Origin of the sequence: Falsiroseomonas frigidaquae (assembly GCF_012163145.1) — a bacterium.
Taxonomy (GTDB): Bacteria; Pseudomonadota; Alphaproteobacteria; order Acetobacterales; family Acetobacteraceae; genus Falsiroseomonas; species Falsiroseomonas frigidaquae.
On the sequence record NZ_JAAVTX010000004.1, the window covers coordinates 642,389 to 657,619 of the forward strand.

The 15,231-nt window shown below is 70.1% G+C and carries 13 protein-coding genes; 7 read left to right on the forward strand and 6 right to left on the reverse strand.

What is annotated here, in order from left to right; genetic code table 11:
• Positions 1–209 precede the first annotated feature (209 nt).
• From HB662_RS29735 to HB662_RS15770, 4 genes are read right to left on the reverse strand one after another with little or no spacing between them, the layout of a single operon-like run.
• Entirely contained in the window at positions 210–332 is a 123-nt protein-coding gene (locus HB662_RS29735) for a hypothetical protein (RefSeq protein WP_280864632.1), read from the reverse strand.
• Positions 333–359: 27 nt separating this feature from the next.
• Positions 360–1,316: an SDR family oxidoreductase gene (locus tag HB662_RS15760; protein WP_168050745.1), complete on the reverse strand. Its 957-nt coding sequence runs from the start codon at positions 1,314–1,316 to the stop codon at positions 360–362.
• Positions 1,317–1,341: 25 nt separating this feature from the next.
• Complete coding sequence (gene trxC, locus HB662_RS15765) at positions 1,342–1,782, reverse strand: thioredoxin TrxC (protein WP_168050746.1); 441 nt, start codon at positions 1,780–1,782, stop codon at positions 1,342–1,344.
• A gap of 14 nt (positions 1,783–1,796) precedes the next feature.
• Complete coding sequence (locus HB662_RS15770; protein WP_168050747.1) at positions 1,797–2,069, reverse strand: hypothetical protein; 273 nt, start codon at positions 2,067–2,069, stop codon at positions 1,797–1,799.
• Between the two features lie 320 nt (positions 2,070–2,389).
• On the opposite strand from HB662_RS15770, the gene HB662_RS15775 reads away from it, so the two are divergent.
• Positions 2,390–3,586 (forward strand): M20 aminoacylase family protein, encoded by a 1,197-nt coding sequence (locus HB662_RS15775; RefSeq protein WP_168050748.1) that lies wholly within the window; start codon positions 2,390–2,392, stop codon positions 3,584–3,586.
• Positions 3,587–3,668: 82 nt separating this feature from the next.
• Here HB662_RS15775 and HB662_RS15780 read toward each other — a convergent pair whose 3' ends face one another.
• Positions 3,669–5,072: a M20/M25/M40 family metallo-hydrolase gene (locus HB662_RS15780; RefSeq protein WP_168050749.1), complete on the reverse strand. Its 1,404-nt coding sequence runs from the start codon at positions 5,070–5,072 to the stop codon at positions 3,669–3,671.
• 349 nt (positions 5,073–5,421) lie between these two features.
• On the opposite strand from HB662_RS15780, the gene HB662_RS15785 reads away from it, so the two are divergent.
• Together HB662_RS15785 and HB662_RS15790 are read left to right on the forward strand one after the other, a co-directional pair.
• Positions 5,422–6,918, forward strand: a complete 1,497-nt coding sequence (locus HB662_RS15785; RefSeq protein WP_168050750.1) for a M81 family metallopeptidase — start codon at positions 5,422–5,424, stop codon at positions 6,916–6,918.
• 43 nt (positions 6,919–6,961) lie between these two features.
• Entirely contained in the window at positions 6,962–8,539 is a 1,578-nt protein-coding gene (locus HB662_RS15790) for an ABC transporter substrate-binding protein (protein ID WP_168050751.1), read from the forward strand.
• Positions 8,540–8,615: 76 nt separating this feature from the next.
• Here the strand turns inward: HB662_RS15790 and hisD are convergent, their stop codons facing one another.
• Complete coding sequence (hisD, locus tag HB662_RS15795) at positions 8,616–9,893, reverse strand: histidinol dehydrogenase (protein WP_342449519.1); 1,278 nt, start codon at positions 9,891–9,893, stop codon at positions 8,616–8,618.
• Between the two features lie 481 nt (positions 9,894–10,374).
• Here hisD and HB662_RS15800 point away from each other — a divergent pair, with 481 nt between their 5' ends.
• The 4 genes from HB662_RS15800 to HB662_RS15815 are packed head-to-tail and all read left to right on the forward strand — an operon-like array spanning position 10,375 to position 15,231.
• The gene (locus HB662_RS15800) at positions 10,375–11,538 is read left to right on the forward strand and encodes a thiolase domain-containing protein (protein WP_342449522.1); all 1,164 of its coding nucleotides are present in this window, start codon (positions 10,375–10,377) and stop codon (positions 11,536–11,538) included.
• Positions 11,539–11,543: 5 nt separating this feature from the next.
• Positions 11,544–11,936: a Zn-ribbon domain-containing OB-fold protein gene (locus HB662_RS15805; protein ID WP_168050753.1), complete on the forward strand. Its 393-nt coding sequence runs from the start codon at positions 11,544–11,546 to the stop codon at positions 11,934–11,936.
• Positions 11,933–14,023, forward strand: a complete 2,091-nt coding sequence (locus tag HB662_RS15810; RefSeq protein ID WP_168050754.1) for a 3-hydroxyacyl-CoA dehydrogenase NAD-binding domain-containing protein — start codon at positions 11,933–11,935, stop codon at positions 14,021–14,023. Before HB662_RS15805 ends, HB662_RS15810 begins: the two co-directional genes overlap by 4 nt.
• Entirely contained in the window at positions 14,023–15,231 is a 1,209-nt protein-coding gene (locus HB662_RS15815; RefSeq protein WP_168050755.1) for an acyl-CoA dehydrogenase family protein, read from the forward strand. The genes HB662_RS15810 and HB662_RS15815 overlap by 1 nt, the downstream gene beginning before the upstream one ends.

Consider the following 15,231-nt stretch of genomic DNA (forward strand, 5'->3'; position numbering starts at 1 on the left):
GCCAGCCATGTCATGCTGCCGCAAGGATCAGGCAGCCCGCGACTCTCTGATCGGGCGCGGGCCAGGGCCAGCAGCTTGCGCGGTCAGCACCGCCAGAAGGGACGCTCCAGCTCGCGGCGTGCCTCGTAGTGACTGATGCCCATGTCGCGCAGCTCCCTGTGGTCCAGGCTCCGGCAATGGCGAGTGGCTTCGGCTGGCACCCGTGCGCCTCAGGCCCGTCGCGTGACGAGGACGAACACCGTCAGCGCCGCAACCGCGAGCGCCGCCAGTCCGAGCATCGCGGAGGTGTAGCCGCCGCCCTGCTGCCAGAGCGCCGCCGGCTTGCTACGCACCGCCCGGCGGACGCGTAGCTGGGCACGCTACGCAAGCCTGCCACGCGAGACCGGCGAGCCGAAATCCTTGCCGGTCAGACGGGCCGAAACCTCCCACAGACGCTGCGCGACACGCACGTCGCGCGCCTGCGGCGCGATGCGGGCCGGCGCCGGCGGTCCGCGCATTTCCCACAGCCAGCGCCTTCCATGGAAGCTGCCGCCATGCACCGTGGGCGAGGTCGCGGCGAACAGGATCGGCCCCGCGCCGCGCACCGCCGAATGACTGAAGACGCGCGTGCCGAGCCGCATCATGCGGGTCAGGAAGGGCGGCGTGCCTTCGGAGGCCGGGCCGTTGGAGTAGAGGTTGGTCATGGCCCAGCCGGGATGCGCGGCCACGCTGGTAAGGCCCCAGCCCGCCGCGTCGCTGCGTCGCTGCAGTTCCAGCACGAACATCAGCACCGCCAGCTTCGACTGGCTGTAGGCCTTCCAGGGCGCGTAGCACCGCGCGGCCTGCAGGTCGTCAAAGTCTATCCGGCCCATGCGGTGCGACAGGCTGGTCACGCCCACCACGCGGGCCGCAGGCGCGCGGCGCAGCAGCGGCAGCAGCAGGGCGGTGAGCGCGAAATGGCCGAGATGATTGACGCCGAACTGCATCTCGAAGCCGTCCGCCGTGACGCGCCGTTGCGGCAGCGCCATCACCCCGGCGTCGTTCACCAGGATATCCACCGCGTCATGCCGTGCCGCGACCCGCGCGGCGAAGGACGCCACCGAAGCGAGGCACGCCAGATCCAGCCGCTCGAAGCATACGCTGGCACCAGGCGCATGTTCGGCGATCTGCCGCATGGCCTCGGCACCGCGCGCCGGGTCGCGGCCGGCCACGATCACCTCCGCGCCAGCGGCCGCAAGTCCTGTCGCCGTGGCGCGCCCGATCCCGCTGGTCCCACCGGTCACCACGGCGCGCCTGCCGTGCAGCGACGGGATGTCGTGCTCGGTCCAGCCTGTCATGCCTGCCTCCGCTGCGACAGTTGCGTCAGCGCGGCGCCGCGGCTTCGGCCCAGGCGATGATGCGACCGGCCGGCATGGCGCCGGCCTGGCGCGCAACCTCGCGGCCGCCGGCGAATAGGGCGAGGGTCGGGATGCTGCTGATGGCGAGTTCCCCCGCCAGGGCCGGCGCCTCCTCGGTCGAGACCTTGATCAGCCGCATGCGCGGCTCCAGGGTTGCTGCCGCAGCCTCGAAGGCTGGCGCCATGGCGCGGCAGGGGCCGCACCAGGAAGCCCAGAAATCCACCAGTAGCGGCAATCCGCTGAGGCGCAGGTGGCGCCGGAAACGTTCCTCGGACAGCGCCAGCGGCTTGCCCTGAAACAGGGGCGATTTGCACGCACCGCAGCGCGGCCCATCGCCGAGGCGCGCCGTGGGCACGCGGTTGATCGCGTCGCATTGCGGGCAGAGAATCTGGGTCATCTCGGTCATGGTCATGCCTTCCTTCACGGCGCCAGCAGCAGGGATGGGCTGACGAACAGCGTGGTCCGCGTCGAAGGATTGAGCGCCTCGCGCAATTGCGCCGCCTGGTCGACCATCATGTATCCCGCCGCAGGAGAAGACCAGATCGGCTTGCCCGGCCACGCGCGCAGCCTCGCCTGACGTGGGGCCGAGGCCGAAGCCCGGGCGCGGCGCTCTGGCTGAGCGGGCCGGCCAGGGGCCTGGGCTGCGGTCTCCACCAGGTTCTCGTAGACCACCGCGCCCGGCAGGATGATCACGAAGGCCGGCGTGCCCTGCAGACGATCGACAGGGCCTGCATAGCGACGCGCCCCGGGCTCTGCTCGACCTCGCCGGCCCCCGCCGCCGGGCGGATCATGGAGCCGTCGAGCTGCCGCCCAGCCTTGAACAGGGCGTCGTTCACCGGCGCGAAGCGGCCCTGCAGATCGGCTGTCCTCGCAAAACAGGTTTGGGCGCCCGGGAACACGGCTGTGGCTTCAAGTCCGGCACGACCTGAGACAGTCTGGGCTCTCACGGCTGCATCGCGCCCGGCTCCTAGCCGGGCGGCGGCGCCACCTGGGACAGACAGAGGAACAACGACATGAACCCGGACACGCAGGCGCAGATCGCCCGGCTGCTGCCCGACCTGGTCGCCGTGCGGCGCGACATCCATGCCCATCCCGAACTCGGTATGGAGGAGACGCGCACCGCCGCCCTGGTTGCGGAGCGCCTGCGTGCGATGGGACTGGAGGTGACGGAGGGCGTCGGTCGCTTCGGCGTCGTCGGCACGCTGCGCGGGCGGCGTCCGGGCCAGGGCGCCATCGGCCTGCGCGCCGACATGGATGCACTGGCACTGACCGAGCAGACGGACCTGCCCTACGCCTCCACGGCGTCGGGCCGCATGCATGCCTGCGGCCATGACGGCCACACGACCATGCTGCTCGGCGCGGCACAGATCCTTGCCGATGATCCCGACTTCGCCGGGACGGTCCACTTCCTGTTCCAACCGGCGGAAGAAGGCCGCGGCGGTGCGAAGGCCATGCTCGACGACCAGCTGTTCGAGCGCTTCCCCTGTGATGCCGTCTACGGGATGCACAACATGCCGGGCCTGCCACTGGGGCAGTTCGCGCTGCGCAAGGGGCCGTTGATGGCCGGTTCCGGGCGGTGGATCACGACCTTCCGCGGCAAGGGCGGGCATGGCGGCAACTCGCCGCATCTGGCGAATGACCTGGCGCTGGTCCAGGCCGTCTTCATCCAGATGCTGCAGGGCATCGTCAGCCGCAATGTGCCAGCGCTGGAGAGCGTGGTGGTCAGCGTCGGGCACATCGCCGGCGGCGCGCGGGAGGCGCTGAACGTCATGCCGGCGGAACTGGTCGTCGGTGGGACCATGCGCGCCTTCAACCCGGCCATGCAGGAACTGGTCGAACGCCGCATCCGCGAGCTCGCCGAACTGGCCGCGGCCAGCCAGGGTGCGACGGTGGAGGTGACCCTCTGGTGGAACGCCATTCCGCTGGTCAACCACGAGCGGGAGACGGAGGTGATGGCCGCGGCGGCGCGCGCCGTGGCGGGCGAGGACGGCGTGGATACCGCGACCCGCCCCGTCACGGGCGGCGAGGATTTTGCGTTCATGCTGAAGGCAAAGCCTGGTGCCTTCGTCTTCCTCGGCACCGGCACCGCGCCCGATGGAACGGCCCACGCGCTGCACTCGGCGCTCTATGATTTCAACGATGCCGCGCTGCCGCATGGCGTGGCCTTCTGGGTCAGCCTGGTGCGGCAGGAGCTGGCTGCGACGGGCTGAACACCTTCCCCAATGGCGGCGAACGGCGCCTCCCGCGCTCGCGCAACGGGCGCGGGGAGGCAGGAGGCGCGAGGCTGCGAGCCTAGGAGGTGCGGCGGAACGCGGCGGCCGGCATCCGGCCGATTTCCGTCAGCAGCAGCGGCCAGAGGCGCAGGCCCTCGTCCAGCGAGGAAAGCCGGAAGAACTCATTCGGCGCATGTGCATCCTCATCGGCGCTGGCGAGGCCGAACATCAGGCTGTCCATGCCGAGGCTTTCCTGGAAGAGCGTCGTGATCGGCACCGTCCCGCCGAGGCGCATCACGGCCGGTTCCGCCCCCTTCTCCCGCCGCAGCACTGCCGATGCGGCGGCGCGCAGCGGGTGGTCGGCGCCGAGCGTATAGGCACGCGTGCCCCCCGGGCTGTAGTGGAACTCGAGCGCCACCCCATTCGGGGCGTGACGTTCGAGATGCGCCTTCACCGCCGCCTGCGCCGCCGCCGGGTCCTGGCCGGGCACCAGGCGCATCGTCAGCTTTGCATGCGCCTCGGCCGGCGTGACGGTCTTTCCGCCGCGGCCCGTATAGCCACCCCACATCCCATTGACCTCGACGGACGGGCGGAGCGTCGTGCGCTCACGCACCGTATAGGCGGGGTCTCCAAAGGGGGCGGCACCGAACTCCGCATACCAGGCTGGCTCATCCAGAGGGAGCGAGGCGGATTCGACGCGCAGGGCGTTGGTGAGCGGCCCTGCCCCGGCCTGGAAGCCCTCGACGACGACACGGCCGTCATCGTCGTGCAGCGTCGCGACAAGGCGCGCCATCTCATGCAGGGCGTTGCGCATGGCGCCACCGACCTTGCCCGAATGCGCGTCCTTCTTCGCGGTGCGCAGGCTGAACTGCAGCGCGGTGATGCCGCGGCAGCCGATGTTGAGCACCGGCACCTTGCCGGCGGCGCCGCCGCCATCGGCCGACAGCATGGCATCGGCCGCCAGCAGCCCGCGATGCGCCTCGATCAGTGCCGGCAGGCTCGGACTGCCCACCTCCTCCTCGCCCTCGAGGAACAGCTTGACGTTGACCGGGCAACCACCCTCGACAGCCAGGAAGGCCGCCACCGTTTCGATGGCAATGGTGGTGGAGCCCTTCACGTCGCTCGCACCGCGCGCATAGATCCGGCCATCGCGGAGCGTCGGCTCGAAGGGCGGCGACTGCCAGAGCTCGAGCGGGTCAGCCGGCTGAACGTCGTAGTGGCCATAGATCATGATGGTGGGCTTGTCCGGACCCGCGCCGGTCCAGGCGCCGTAGACCGCCGGCTGGCCGGCCGGCGCATCCAGCAGCTGGACATCCTGCATGCCGATCACCCGCAGCCGGTCGAGCAGGAACTCACGGGCGCCGCGCATGCCCTCGGCGAAAGCCGGGTCCGTGCTGACCGAGGGGAAGCGGATCAGCGTCAACAGCCTTTCGAGGATCGCTTCCCTCTGGCCTGCGAGGTGCTGCGCGACGCGTTCGCTCATGGACGGTTCTCCGGGTTGCCTGGCCACAGTAGAGCCGGCGCCCCGGTTGTGCCACGGGTCGGACCGCGCCCGCGGCCATGGGGCGGCTGCCGTGGTAATGCCGACCTCGGTCGGTGAACGCGCAGCCATCCGTCGCATCGGCGATCGCCGGCCACACACCGCCAGAACGACCACGCACTTCCTCGGTCCCCGATCGTATGCAAAAGGGATCTCGCCCACACCGGATTGATGCCGCGCACGCGAGCGGGCATGCTTCCGCGCGCATGACCCAGCGCCCCGATCCCGGCATCCTCGACATGCCGCAATCCACCCCGATCGCCCGCCCTTCCGCTGCTCGCCGGGTGGCACCATGATGCGGGCCGCCGTCGCGAGCTTCGAATTCGAAGGCAACAGCCTGTCGCTGCGCGTAACGCGGCGCGCGGATTTCGAACGCAGCGGAATCTTCGAGAGCGCCGCTCTGCTTGAAGCGGCGGCAGGCAAGGACCTGGCCCTGACTGGCGGCATCGACACCCTGCGCGCCGCCGGCATGGAACTTGTGCCGGTCTTCGCCGCCAAGGGCGGTGCCGGCGGGCATATCGAGGATTCCTTCTTCGCCGAAGCACGCAGCCGCATCGTGGAAGGCATCGCTGCGGCCCTGCCGCTGCAGGGCGTGTACATCGCGATGCATGGCGCCATGATCTGCGCCGAGGAGAAGGACCCGGAAGGCGCCATCCTGGCCGCGCTGCGCGCGCGCATCGGGCCGGGGATTCCCATTGCCGTCAGCCTCGACCTGCATGCTCATGTCACGCACCGCATGGCGGCAGCGGCCGACATCATCGTGGGCTACGAGACCTACCCGCATGTGGATGCGTATCGCACCGGCGCCTGCGCCGCCGGCCTGCTGGTGCGTACCATGCAGGGCGCGATCAGGCCCCTCACCCGCATCCGCAAGTACAATGCCATCGTCCCCGTGCTCGGCGGTGCCACGCTCGGCGATGCGCCGATGGCCCAGGTGGCCGCGGAGGCGCGTGCCCTGGAAGCCGCGGGGCGCGCCCTGTCCGTCAGCTACTTCCCGGTGCAGCCCTGGCTCGACATGGCAGATGTCGGCATCACCGGCGTCGCCGTGACGGATGCCGATGCGCCGGCCGCCGATGCGGCGGCGCAGGCGATCCTGGATGCGATGTGGACGCGCCGGCGGGACTTCGAACTGCCCGCGCTAATTCCGGCCGAGGCGGTGCAGGAGGCACTGCGCCGCGAAGGCCGCACGTTGCTGATCGATGCGCCGGATTCCATCGGCGCAGGCGCATCCGGCGATGCGCCGGCGCTGCTCGCCGCGCTGCTGGCGCATGCGCCCGAGGTTGAATCGGCGCTCTGCATCGTCGACCCGGGCGCGGCGGCCAAGGCCGGTGAACTGGGCGAAGGCGCCGAGGCCATCTTCGAAATCGGTGCCTGGCAGGATCGGCGCTGGTTCAAGCCGGTGCCCGTGACGGCGCGCGTGGAACGGCTGTGCGACGGCCTGTTCACCTATCGCGGCGGGCCGGTCGGCGGCGCGACTGGCAGGCTCGGGCCCAGCGCGGTGCTGCGCGCCGGCGGCCTGCGCATCCTGGTCACCACCCACGCCGTGTACGAACACATGGACGAGCATTACGCCGCCTGCGGCATCGACATCGGCGGCTGCAGGCTGGTCTCGTTCAAGAACCTGATGAACTACCAGAAGCTGCTGGGCCCGGGGGTCGGCTTCATCGCGCTGCACGGCCCCGGCGGCGCGCCGCTGCGCCTGCAGGATGTGGCGTGGGAGAAGCGGCAGCGCCCCTTCTGGCCCGCCGAGGACATGCCGCAACCCGTGACCATCACGCGGGATACCTGACGCGGCGCCACCGCCTTGCTGCAACGAGAAAAAGGAGACCGTCATGCTCAACCGGAGGACCTTCCTGGGCTCTACCGCGGCCGTGCCGTTCCTGTCCCTGCCGGCGGTGGCACAGAACCGGGCGCGTGTGCTGCGCTACGTGCCCGGCACCAACCTCACCGTGCTGGACCCGATCTTCACCCCCGCCGCCGTCACCATCACCCATGGCTACTGCGTCTTCGACACGCTGTACGGCGTCGATGCGCAGATGAAGGCGGTGCCGCAGATGGCCGCCGGGCACAGCGTTTCCGATGACGGGCTGACCTGGGAAATCACACTGCGCGACGGGCTGAAATTCCATGACGGCGAGCCGGTGCGGGCGCGCGATTGCGCCGCGAGCCTGGAGCGCTGGTCCAAGCGCGACAGCTTCGGCCAGGCGCTGGGCGCAGCGACCGAGAGCTTCGGCTTCAAGGACGACAAGACCATTGTCATCAAGCTGACCCGCCGCTTCGGAAGGCTGCTGGACGCGATCGGCAAGCCGCATTCCTCGCCCGCAATGATCATGCCGGAGCGCCTGGCCAAGACCAGCCCGACGGTGCAGGTGACGGAGATGGTCGGCTCCGGCCCCTTCCGCTTCGTGCAGGGCGAATACGTCTCCGGCTCGCGCATGGTGTACGAGAAATTCGCCGACTACGTGCCGCGCAGCGAGGCGCCGGCCTGGACCTCCGGCGGCAAGGTGGTGCATTTCGACCGGCTGGAATGGCAGGTGCTGCCCGACCCGGCGACGGCCGCGGCCGCGCTGCAGGCCGGCGAGGTGGATTGGCTGGCGACGGTGTTGCCGGACCTGGTGCCGACCATCAGCCGCAACCGCCAGCTTCGCCTGTTCCGTGGCGATCCCTATGGCGTGCAGTCGGTGCTGCGCTTCAACCATCTGCTCCCGCCCTTCGACAAGGTCGCGGTGCGCCAGGTGGTGCTGCGCGCGGTGGAACAGTTGCCCTTCATCCAGTCGATCACCGCACGGCCGGAAGATGGCGAGGTCTGCCGCTCCCTGTATCCCTGCGGCATGCCTGGCGTGACCGAGGTGGGCCAGGGCGTGATGGGCACGCTGGATGTCGAAGCGGCAAAGCGCGCCCTGGCCGCGGCCGGCTACAATGGCGAACGCATCGTCATCCTGAACCCGACCGACATCGCCACCATCAATGCCCACAGCCTGCTTGTAGGCGACCTGCTGCAGCGCATCGGCATGAATGTGGACATGCAATCGCTGGATTGGGGCACGGTGGTGCAGCGGCGCATCTCGAAGAACCCGGTCGAGCGGGGCGGCTGGAGCATCGCTTGCACCAACTGGCCGGCGATCTCGATCGACAACCCCGCCACCAACGCAACCACGCGCGGCCAGGGCGATTCCGGCTGGTGGGGCTGGTTCCGCGACGCGACGACGGAAGAGCTGGTGCAGAAATGGCTGAGCGCCGCCTCCGCCGAGGAGGCCAATGCCACCTTCCTGGCGGCGCAGCAGCGGGCGTTGGAGATGGTGCCCTCCGTCCCGCTTGGCCGCACCTTCTCCGACGGCGCGATGCGTGCCGACCTGCAGGGCGCGCTGGCGGGTTCCGTGCAGATGTTCTGGAACGTGCGGCGCGGCTGAGTTCAGCCCGGGGCGATATTCCCCCACCGGTCGCGGCGGCGCCGCGACCGGCCGGACCGGGCCTCATGCCCCGGCTTCAACGCGGCAAGGGGCGAAGGCGCAGATCCGCGGTGCGGGCATGCCCCTCCATGCCCTCCAGCCGTGAGATGCGCGCGGTCACCTCGGCAACGGGCCGGGCCGCCTCCGCTGTGGTGCGTTGCCAGGTGACGGTCTTGAGGAACTTCAGCACCGAGAGCCCGCCCGTGTAGCGTGCCGCGCCGGATGTCGGCAGCACATGGTTGGGGCCGGATGCCTTGTCGCCGAAGGCCACCGTGGTTTCCGCGCCAAGGAACAGCGACCCATAGGCCGTCAGCCGGCCAAGCCACCAGTCGAGGTCGCGGGCCTGGACATGCAGGTGTTCCGGCGCGTAGCGGTCCGCGACCGCGGCCATCGCCTCGCGGTTGTCGCAGAGCGTGACCTCCGCCATCCCGTCCCAGGCGGCGCGGGCGGAGGCCGCATTGGCCTCCGGCAGCGTCGCGATCAGGCGCGGCACGCCGGCGAGCACGGCCTCGGCCAGCGCGGCATCGTCGGTGACCAGCCAGACCGGCGAATCCGCGCCATGTTCCATCTGGCCCACCATGTCCCAGGCGACTGTCTCGGCATCCGCCGAGGAGTCGGCGATGATCAGGGAATCGGTCGGGCCCGCCACCATGTCGATGCCGACGCGGCCGAATAGCTGGCGCTTCGCTTCCGCCACATAGGCATTGCCGGGACCCGCCAGCACATCGGCGGCCGGCAGGCCGAAGAAGCCGAAGGCGAGCGAGGCGATCGCCTGCACGCCGCCCATGCACAGGATCCGGTCGGCGCCGGCCAGGTGCATGGCGAAGACCATCTCGTCTGAAAGCCCCCCGGCGCCACGCGGCGGCGAACAGGCGGTGATCTGCCCCACCCCGGCAGCGCGCGCCGTGGTCACCGTCATCAGCGCCGAGGCGATGTGGCTGAAGCGGCCGCCTGGCGCGTAGCAGCCTGCGGCGTTGACGGGGATGGAACGCTGGCCGGCGATGAAGCCTGGCGCCATCTCGATCTGCATGTCGGTCAGCGTGGCGCGCTGCGCTTCGGCGAAGCGACGGATATTGGCGTGGGCAAATCGGATATCCGCCTTGGCCTGCGCGTCCAGGCGCTGAACCGCCGCCTCGATCTGCGCCGGAGTCAGCAGCGGCTCGCCATGCCAGCCATCAAGCTCGCGCGCGAAGGCGAGGGCCGTCGCTTCGCCGCCGGCCTCGATCTCGCGGAGCATACGGGTCACGCGTTCCGGAACCGCCGCGTCCTGTTCCTGACGAAGCGGCTGGGCGGATTTCAGACGACGAGTGGCCACGGCAGAACTCCAGCTTCAACCTGGGGCGCATGGTCAGGCCAAATGCCTCCGCCTGGAAGCCCTCCCGTGGCGGTGACCCCTCATCATATCGGCACCGGCGTGCCGCGCAGCATATGTGGGGGCTCTGGGCCGTTGATGACGCGGCCATTGGTGAAGCTGCCGCTCCGATGTGGGGCACGAACGCCTTCAACACGGTGTCGCGAGAGCGGCAGCGACCGCCAATCGGGCGAGCGTGCGCATGCATGGGAAAAAGGGGTGCGCAGTCGGACCTTCGGATCAGGCAGCCCCCCCTCGATCTCGGGCTCGCCCCGCACAACAAGGCTTGTCGTACCAGATGAATGCTGCTTAGCTTTCTCCCGACCGACCGGTCGGCCGAAGGCAGGTCAGCCATCGAAGGGGGAAGCTACCTGATGAAATCGGGAGCAAGTGAACGTCAGTGCGCCAATGCCATATCCATGCCTCAAGAGGCGCGGTGGTGACCGTGCGAGGCGCTGCCTGCATCGTGGGCGCATACGAGCATCCGACGCGGAAGGCGCCGGACACGTCGCTGGCCCAGCTGCATGCGGAGGTGGCACTCGGCGCCCTGGCCGATGCCGGGCTCACGCTGCGCGACGTCGACGGCTACTTCTGTGCCGGTGATGCGCCGGGCCTCGGCCCGCTCTCGATGGTGGATTATCTCAACCTGCGCGTCCGGCATGTCGATTCCACCGATGTCGGCGGCTCCTCCTACCTTCTGCATGTGTCGCATGCCGCGCAGGCCATCGCCGCCGGGAAGTGCGACATCGCGCTGATCACGCTGGCCGGCCGTCCGCGCAGTGAGGGCGTTGCCACCGGCACCACGGCGCGCGCGGGCAATCCGGCGCAGCCGGATGTGCAGTGGGAATATCCCTACGGCCCCACCATCGCGAACATGTACGCGATGTGCGCGACGCGCCACATGCATGAGTTCGGCACCACCTCCGAACAACTCGCCTGGATCAAGGTCGCCGCCAGTCACCATGCGCAGCACAACCCCCACGCCATGCTGCGGGACGTGGTGACGGTGGAGGATGTGGTGAATTCGCCGCTGGTTGCCGCCCCGCTGCACCGGCTGGATTGCTGCGTCATCAGCGATGGCGGCGGCGCATTGGTGGTCGCGCGGCCGGAGATCGCGCGCAGCCTCAAGCGCCCGGTCGTCATGCTGCGCGGCGCCGGTGAAGCAGTGAAGGGCCAGATGGGTGGGGATGTGGACCTCACCTTCACCGGCGCACGCTGGTCCGGCCCGCGCGCCTTTGCCGAGGCCGGCGTGACGCCCGCCGATATCCGCTACGCCAGCATCTATGACAGCTTCACCATCACTGTGCTCATGCAGCTCGAGGATCTGGGCTTCTGCGAGAAGGGACAGGGCGGCCGCTTCGTCGCCGATGGCAACCTCATCTCCGGCGTCGGCCGCCTGCCCTTCAACACGGATGGCGGCGGGCTCTGCAACAACCATCCCTCCAACCGCGGCGGCATGACCAAGGTGATCGAAGCGGTGCGGCAATTGCGCGGAGAGGCGCATCCGGCCGTGCAGGTGAAGGATTGTGCGCTGGCGCTGGCGCATGGCACCGGCGGGTCCCTTGGCACCCGCCATGGCAGCGCAACCCTGATCCTGGAGCGGATGTGACCCGCATGGCTGGCCGCAGCATTCCCTTCTCCCCGGCCTCGCCGGATTCCGCCCCCTTCTGGCAGGCGGCCGGCGAAGGCCGGCTGCTGCTGCGCCGCTGCGAGGCCTGCAAGCGCGTGCATTGGTATCCACGCCCGATCTGCCCGCATTGCGGCGGCGCCACGGCATGGGAGGAAGCCTCCGGCCGCGGCACCATCTACAGCCACAGCGTGATGCGCCGTGCGCCGGAACCCTACGCCATCGCCTATGTGCGGCTGGAGGAGGGCACGACGATGATGACGAACATCGTCGATTGCGACTTCGACGCCATCCATGTCGGCCAGCCCGTGCGCGTGGTCTTCGTGCCGCGCGATGGCGCGCCGCCGATGCCCATGTTCACGCCGGAGGCCGCCGCATGAGCGAGCCGGTGCGGATGCGTATGGCGGCCGATGGCATCGCCGTGCTGACCCTCGACAACCCGCCGGTGAACACGCTGGCGACGCCGCTGCGCACGGCGCTGGACGCCGCGCTGCGGCGCTGCGGTGCCGATCCGGCGGTGCGCGGCATCGTGCTGGCCAGCGCCGGGCGCATGTTCAGCGCGGGCGCGGAGATGCGCGAATTCGGCAAGCCCCGCGTGCCGCCGCTGCTGCGCGACGTCATCGAGCTGATCGAGACGCTGGGCAAGCCGGTGGTGGCGGCGCTGCATGGCCGTGCGCTCGGCGGCGGGCTGGAACTGGCACTCGGCTGCCATGCGCGCGTCGCGGCACCCGGCACGCTGCTCGGCCTGCCGGAGGTCAAGCGCGGCATCCTGCCCGGCGGCGGCGGCACGCAGCGCCTGCCGCGCCTGGTGGGTGCCGAGGCCGCGCTGCGGATGATCGGGGGCGGCGAGCCGGTGACGGCGGAGGCGGCGCTTGAGATGGGCCTGGTGGAGGCGGTGGCAGAGGGCGATCCGGCGGACGCCGCCTGCCGCTTCCTCGCCGCTGCCCTGGCGGAAGGCCGCCCCCTGCCGCTGGCGCGCGACCGCACCGCCCCGCACGACCCGCAGGCGCTGGCAGCCTCCATCGCGGAGGTCCGTAAGCGCGCCCGTGGCCAGGCGGCGCCGCAGGCCTGCGCCGAGGCCGTGCGCCTCGCCACCGAATTGCCGCTGGAGGAGGGCCTGGCGCGCGAGCGTGCGCTGTTCCAGGAGCTGGTGGAGGGCGAGCAGTCCCGCGCCCTGCGCCACCTGTTCTTCGCGGAGCGTGAGGCCCAGAAGGTGGCCGGCCTGCCGGCGGATATCGCGCCGCCGCCGGTGCGCCGCGCCGCGGTGATCGGGGCCGGCACCATGGGCGGCGGCATTGCCATGTGCTTCGCCAATGCGGGCATCCCCGTCACCGTCATCGACATGGATGCGGCCGCCCTGCAACGCGGCCTCGATCGATGCGCGCAGAATTGGCAGCGCACCGTGCAGGGCGGCCGGCTGGATCAGGCCGAGATGGACCGGCGCCGCGCGCTGCTGTCCGGCAGCACCGATCTCGCGGCCCTGGCCGGTGCGGATGTGGTGGTGGAGGCGGTGTTCGAGGATATGGCGCTGAAGCAGCGCATCTTCGCCGAGATCGACCGCCTGGCCGATACTGGTGCGCTCCTCGCCTCCAACACCTCGACGCTCGACATCGACCGCATGGCGGCGGCGACGGCACGGCCGGGCGATGTGTTGGGCCTGCATTTCTTCAGCCCGGCCAATGTGATGAAGCTGCTGGAGATCGTCCGCGGCAAGGCGACCAGCGGCATGTCGCTCGCGCGCGGCGTGGCGCTCGGCGGGCTGCTCGGCAAGGTGCCGGTGGTGGTCGGCAATTGCGACGGCTTCGTCGCCAACCGCATGACCGGACGCCGCGGCGCGCAGGCCGAGCGCCTGTTGCAGGAAGGCGCCCTGCCGCAGCAGGTCGATGCCACGATGACGGAATTCGGCTACCCGATGGGTCCCTTCGCCGTGGGCGACCTGGCAGGCCTCGATATCGGCGCGGCGGCGCGGCGGCGGCGTGGCGCGGTCTTCCCGGTGGCGGATGCGCTGGTGGCCGCGGGGCGGCTCGGCCAGAAGACCGGCCGCGGCTACTACCGCTACGCCGAGGGCAGCCGCAAGGCGGAGCCGGACCCGGAGGTGGCGGCGCTGATCGCGCACGTGGCCGCCGAGCTCGGCGTGCCGCAGCGCAGCCATGACGCGACCGAAATCCGGGAGCGGCTGATCCTGCCCATGGTGAACGAAGGCGCGCGCGTTTTGGAGGAGGGCATCGCCGCCCGCGCCTCCGACATCGACGTGATCTTCGTGCATGCCTTCGGCTGGCCCGCCTGGCGCGGCGGGCCGATGTTCTGGGCCGATGGGCTCGGGCTGGCGACGGTGCGCGACCGGCTGGCGCATTACGCGGCGCTGACGGGGGACGAGACATTGCAACCCGCGCCGCTGATCCAGCGCCTGGCCGCCGTCGGCGGCAGTCTGCTGGGCGGCGTGCCGCGCGCCGGGGAGACCGCCTGATGGATCTGCGATTCACCGCGGAGGAACGTGCCTTCCGCGCCGAGGTGCGCGACTTCATCGAAGCCAACCTGCCACCCGAGACGCGCCAGCGCATGATCGAGGGCCGCGTGCCGACCAAGGCGCAGACGGTCGCCTGGCAGCGCATCCTGAACGCCCGCGGCTGGGCCGTGCCGGATTGGCCGGAGGAGCATGGCGGCACCGGCTGGACCGCCGTCCAGCGCTACATCTTCCGCGAGGAGCTGCAGCAGACCCCGGCGCCGCAGCCGCTCGGCTTCAACACCAACATGATCGGCCCCATCATCATCGCTTACGGGACGGAGGCGCAGAAGCAGCACTTCCTGCCGCGCATCCGCAACATCGATGACTGGTGGTGCCAGGGCTTCTCCGAGCCTGGTGCGGGTTCCGACCTCGCCTCATTGAAGACGCGCGCCGTGCGGGATGGCGACCATTATGTGGTGGATGGCCAGAAGACCTGGACCACCTACGCACAGCACGCCGACTGGATCTTCTGCCTGGTCCGCACCAACCCGCAGGCGGTGAAGCGGCAGGAGGGAATTTCCTTCCTGCTGATCGACATGCGAAGCCCCGGCATCACGGTGCGGCCCATCATCACCATCGATGGTGGGCATGAGGTGAACGAGGTCTTTTTCGACAATGTCCGCGTACCCGTCAGCAATCTGGTGGGCGAGGAGAATCGCGGATGGGACTGCGCCAAGCTGCTGCTCGGCCATGAACGCACCGGTGCGGCACGCGTCGGCGTCAGCAAGGAAAGGTTGCGGCGGCTGAAGTTCATGGCGGGCGAGGCGACGGAGAATGGCCGCCCGCTGATCGAGCAGCAGCGCATCAGGGAGAAGATCGTCGGCATCGAGGTGGAGCTGAAGGCGCTGGAAATGACGGTGCTGCGCGTACTGGCCGGCGGCCGCCGCGCCGGGGAATCGCGGCAGGCGGATCCGGCCTCCTCCATCCTGAAGCTGCGTGGATCCGAGATCGCACAATCCATCACGGAGCTGATGATGGAAGTCGCCGGTCCCTACGGCCTGGCGGCACCAGGCGACGCTGATGCGGAAGGCAGCAATGCGCCGGAGCTGATGCCCGACTGGGCGCGCAGCGCCGCGCCGCTCTATTTCAACTGGCGCAAGCTCTCGATCTTCGGCGGTACGAACGAGATCCAGCGGCAGATCATGGCCAAGGCCTTCATGGGACTCTGA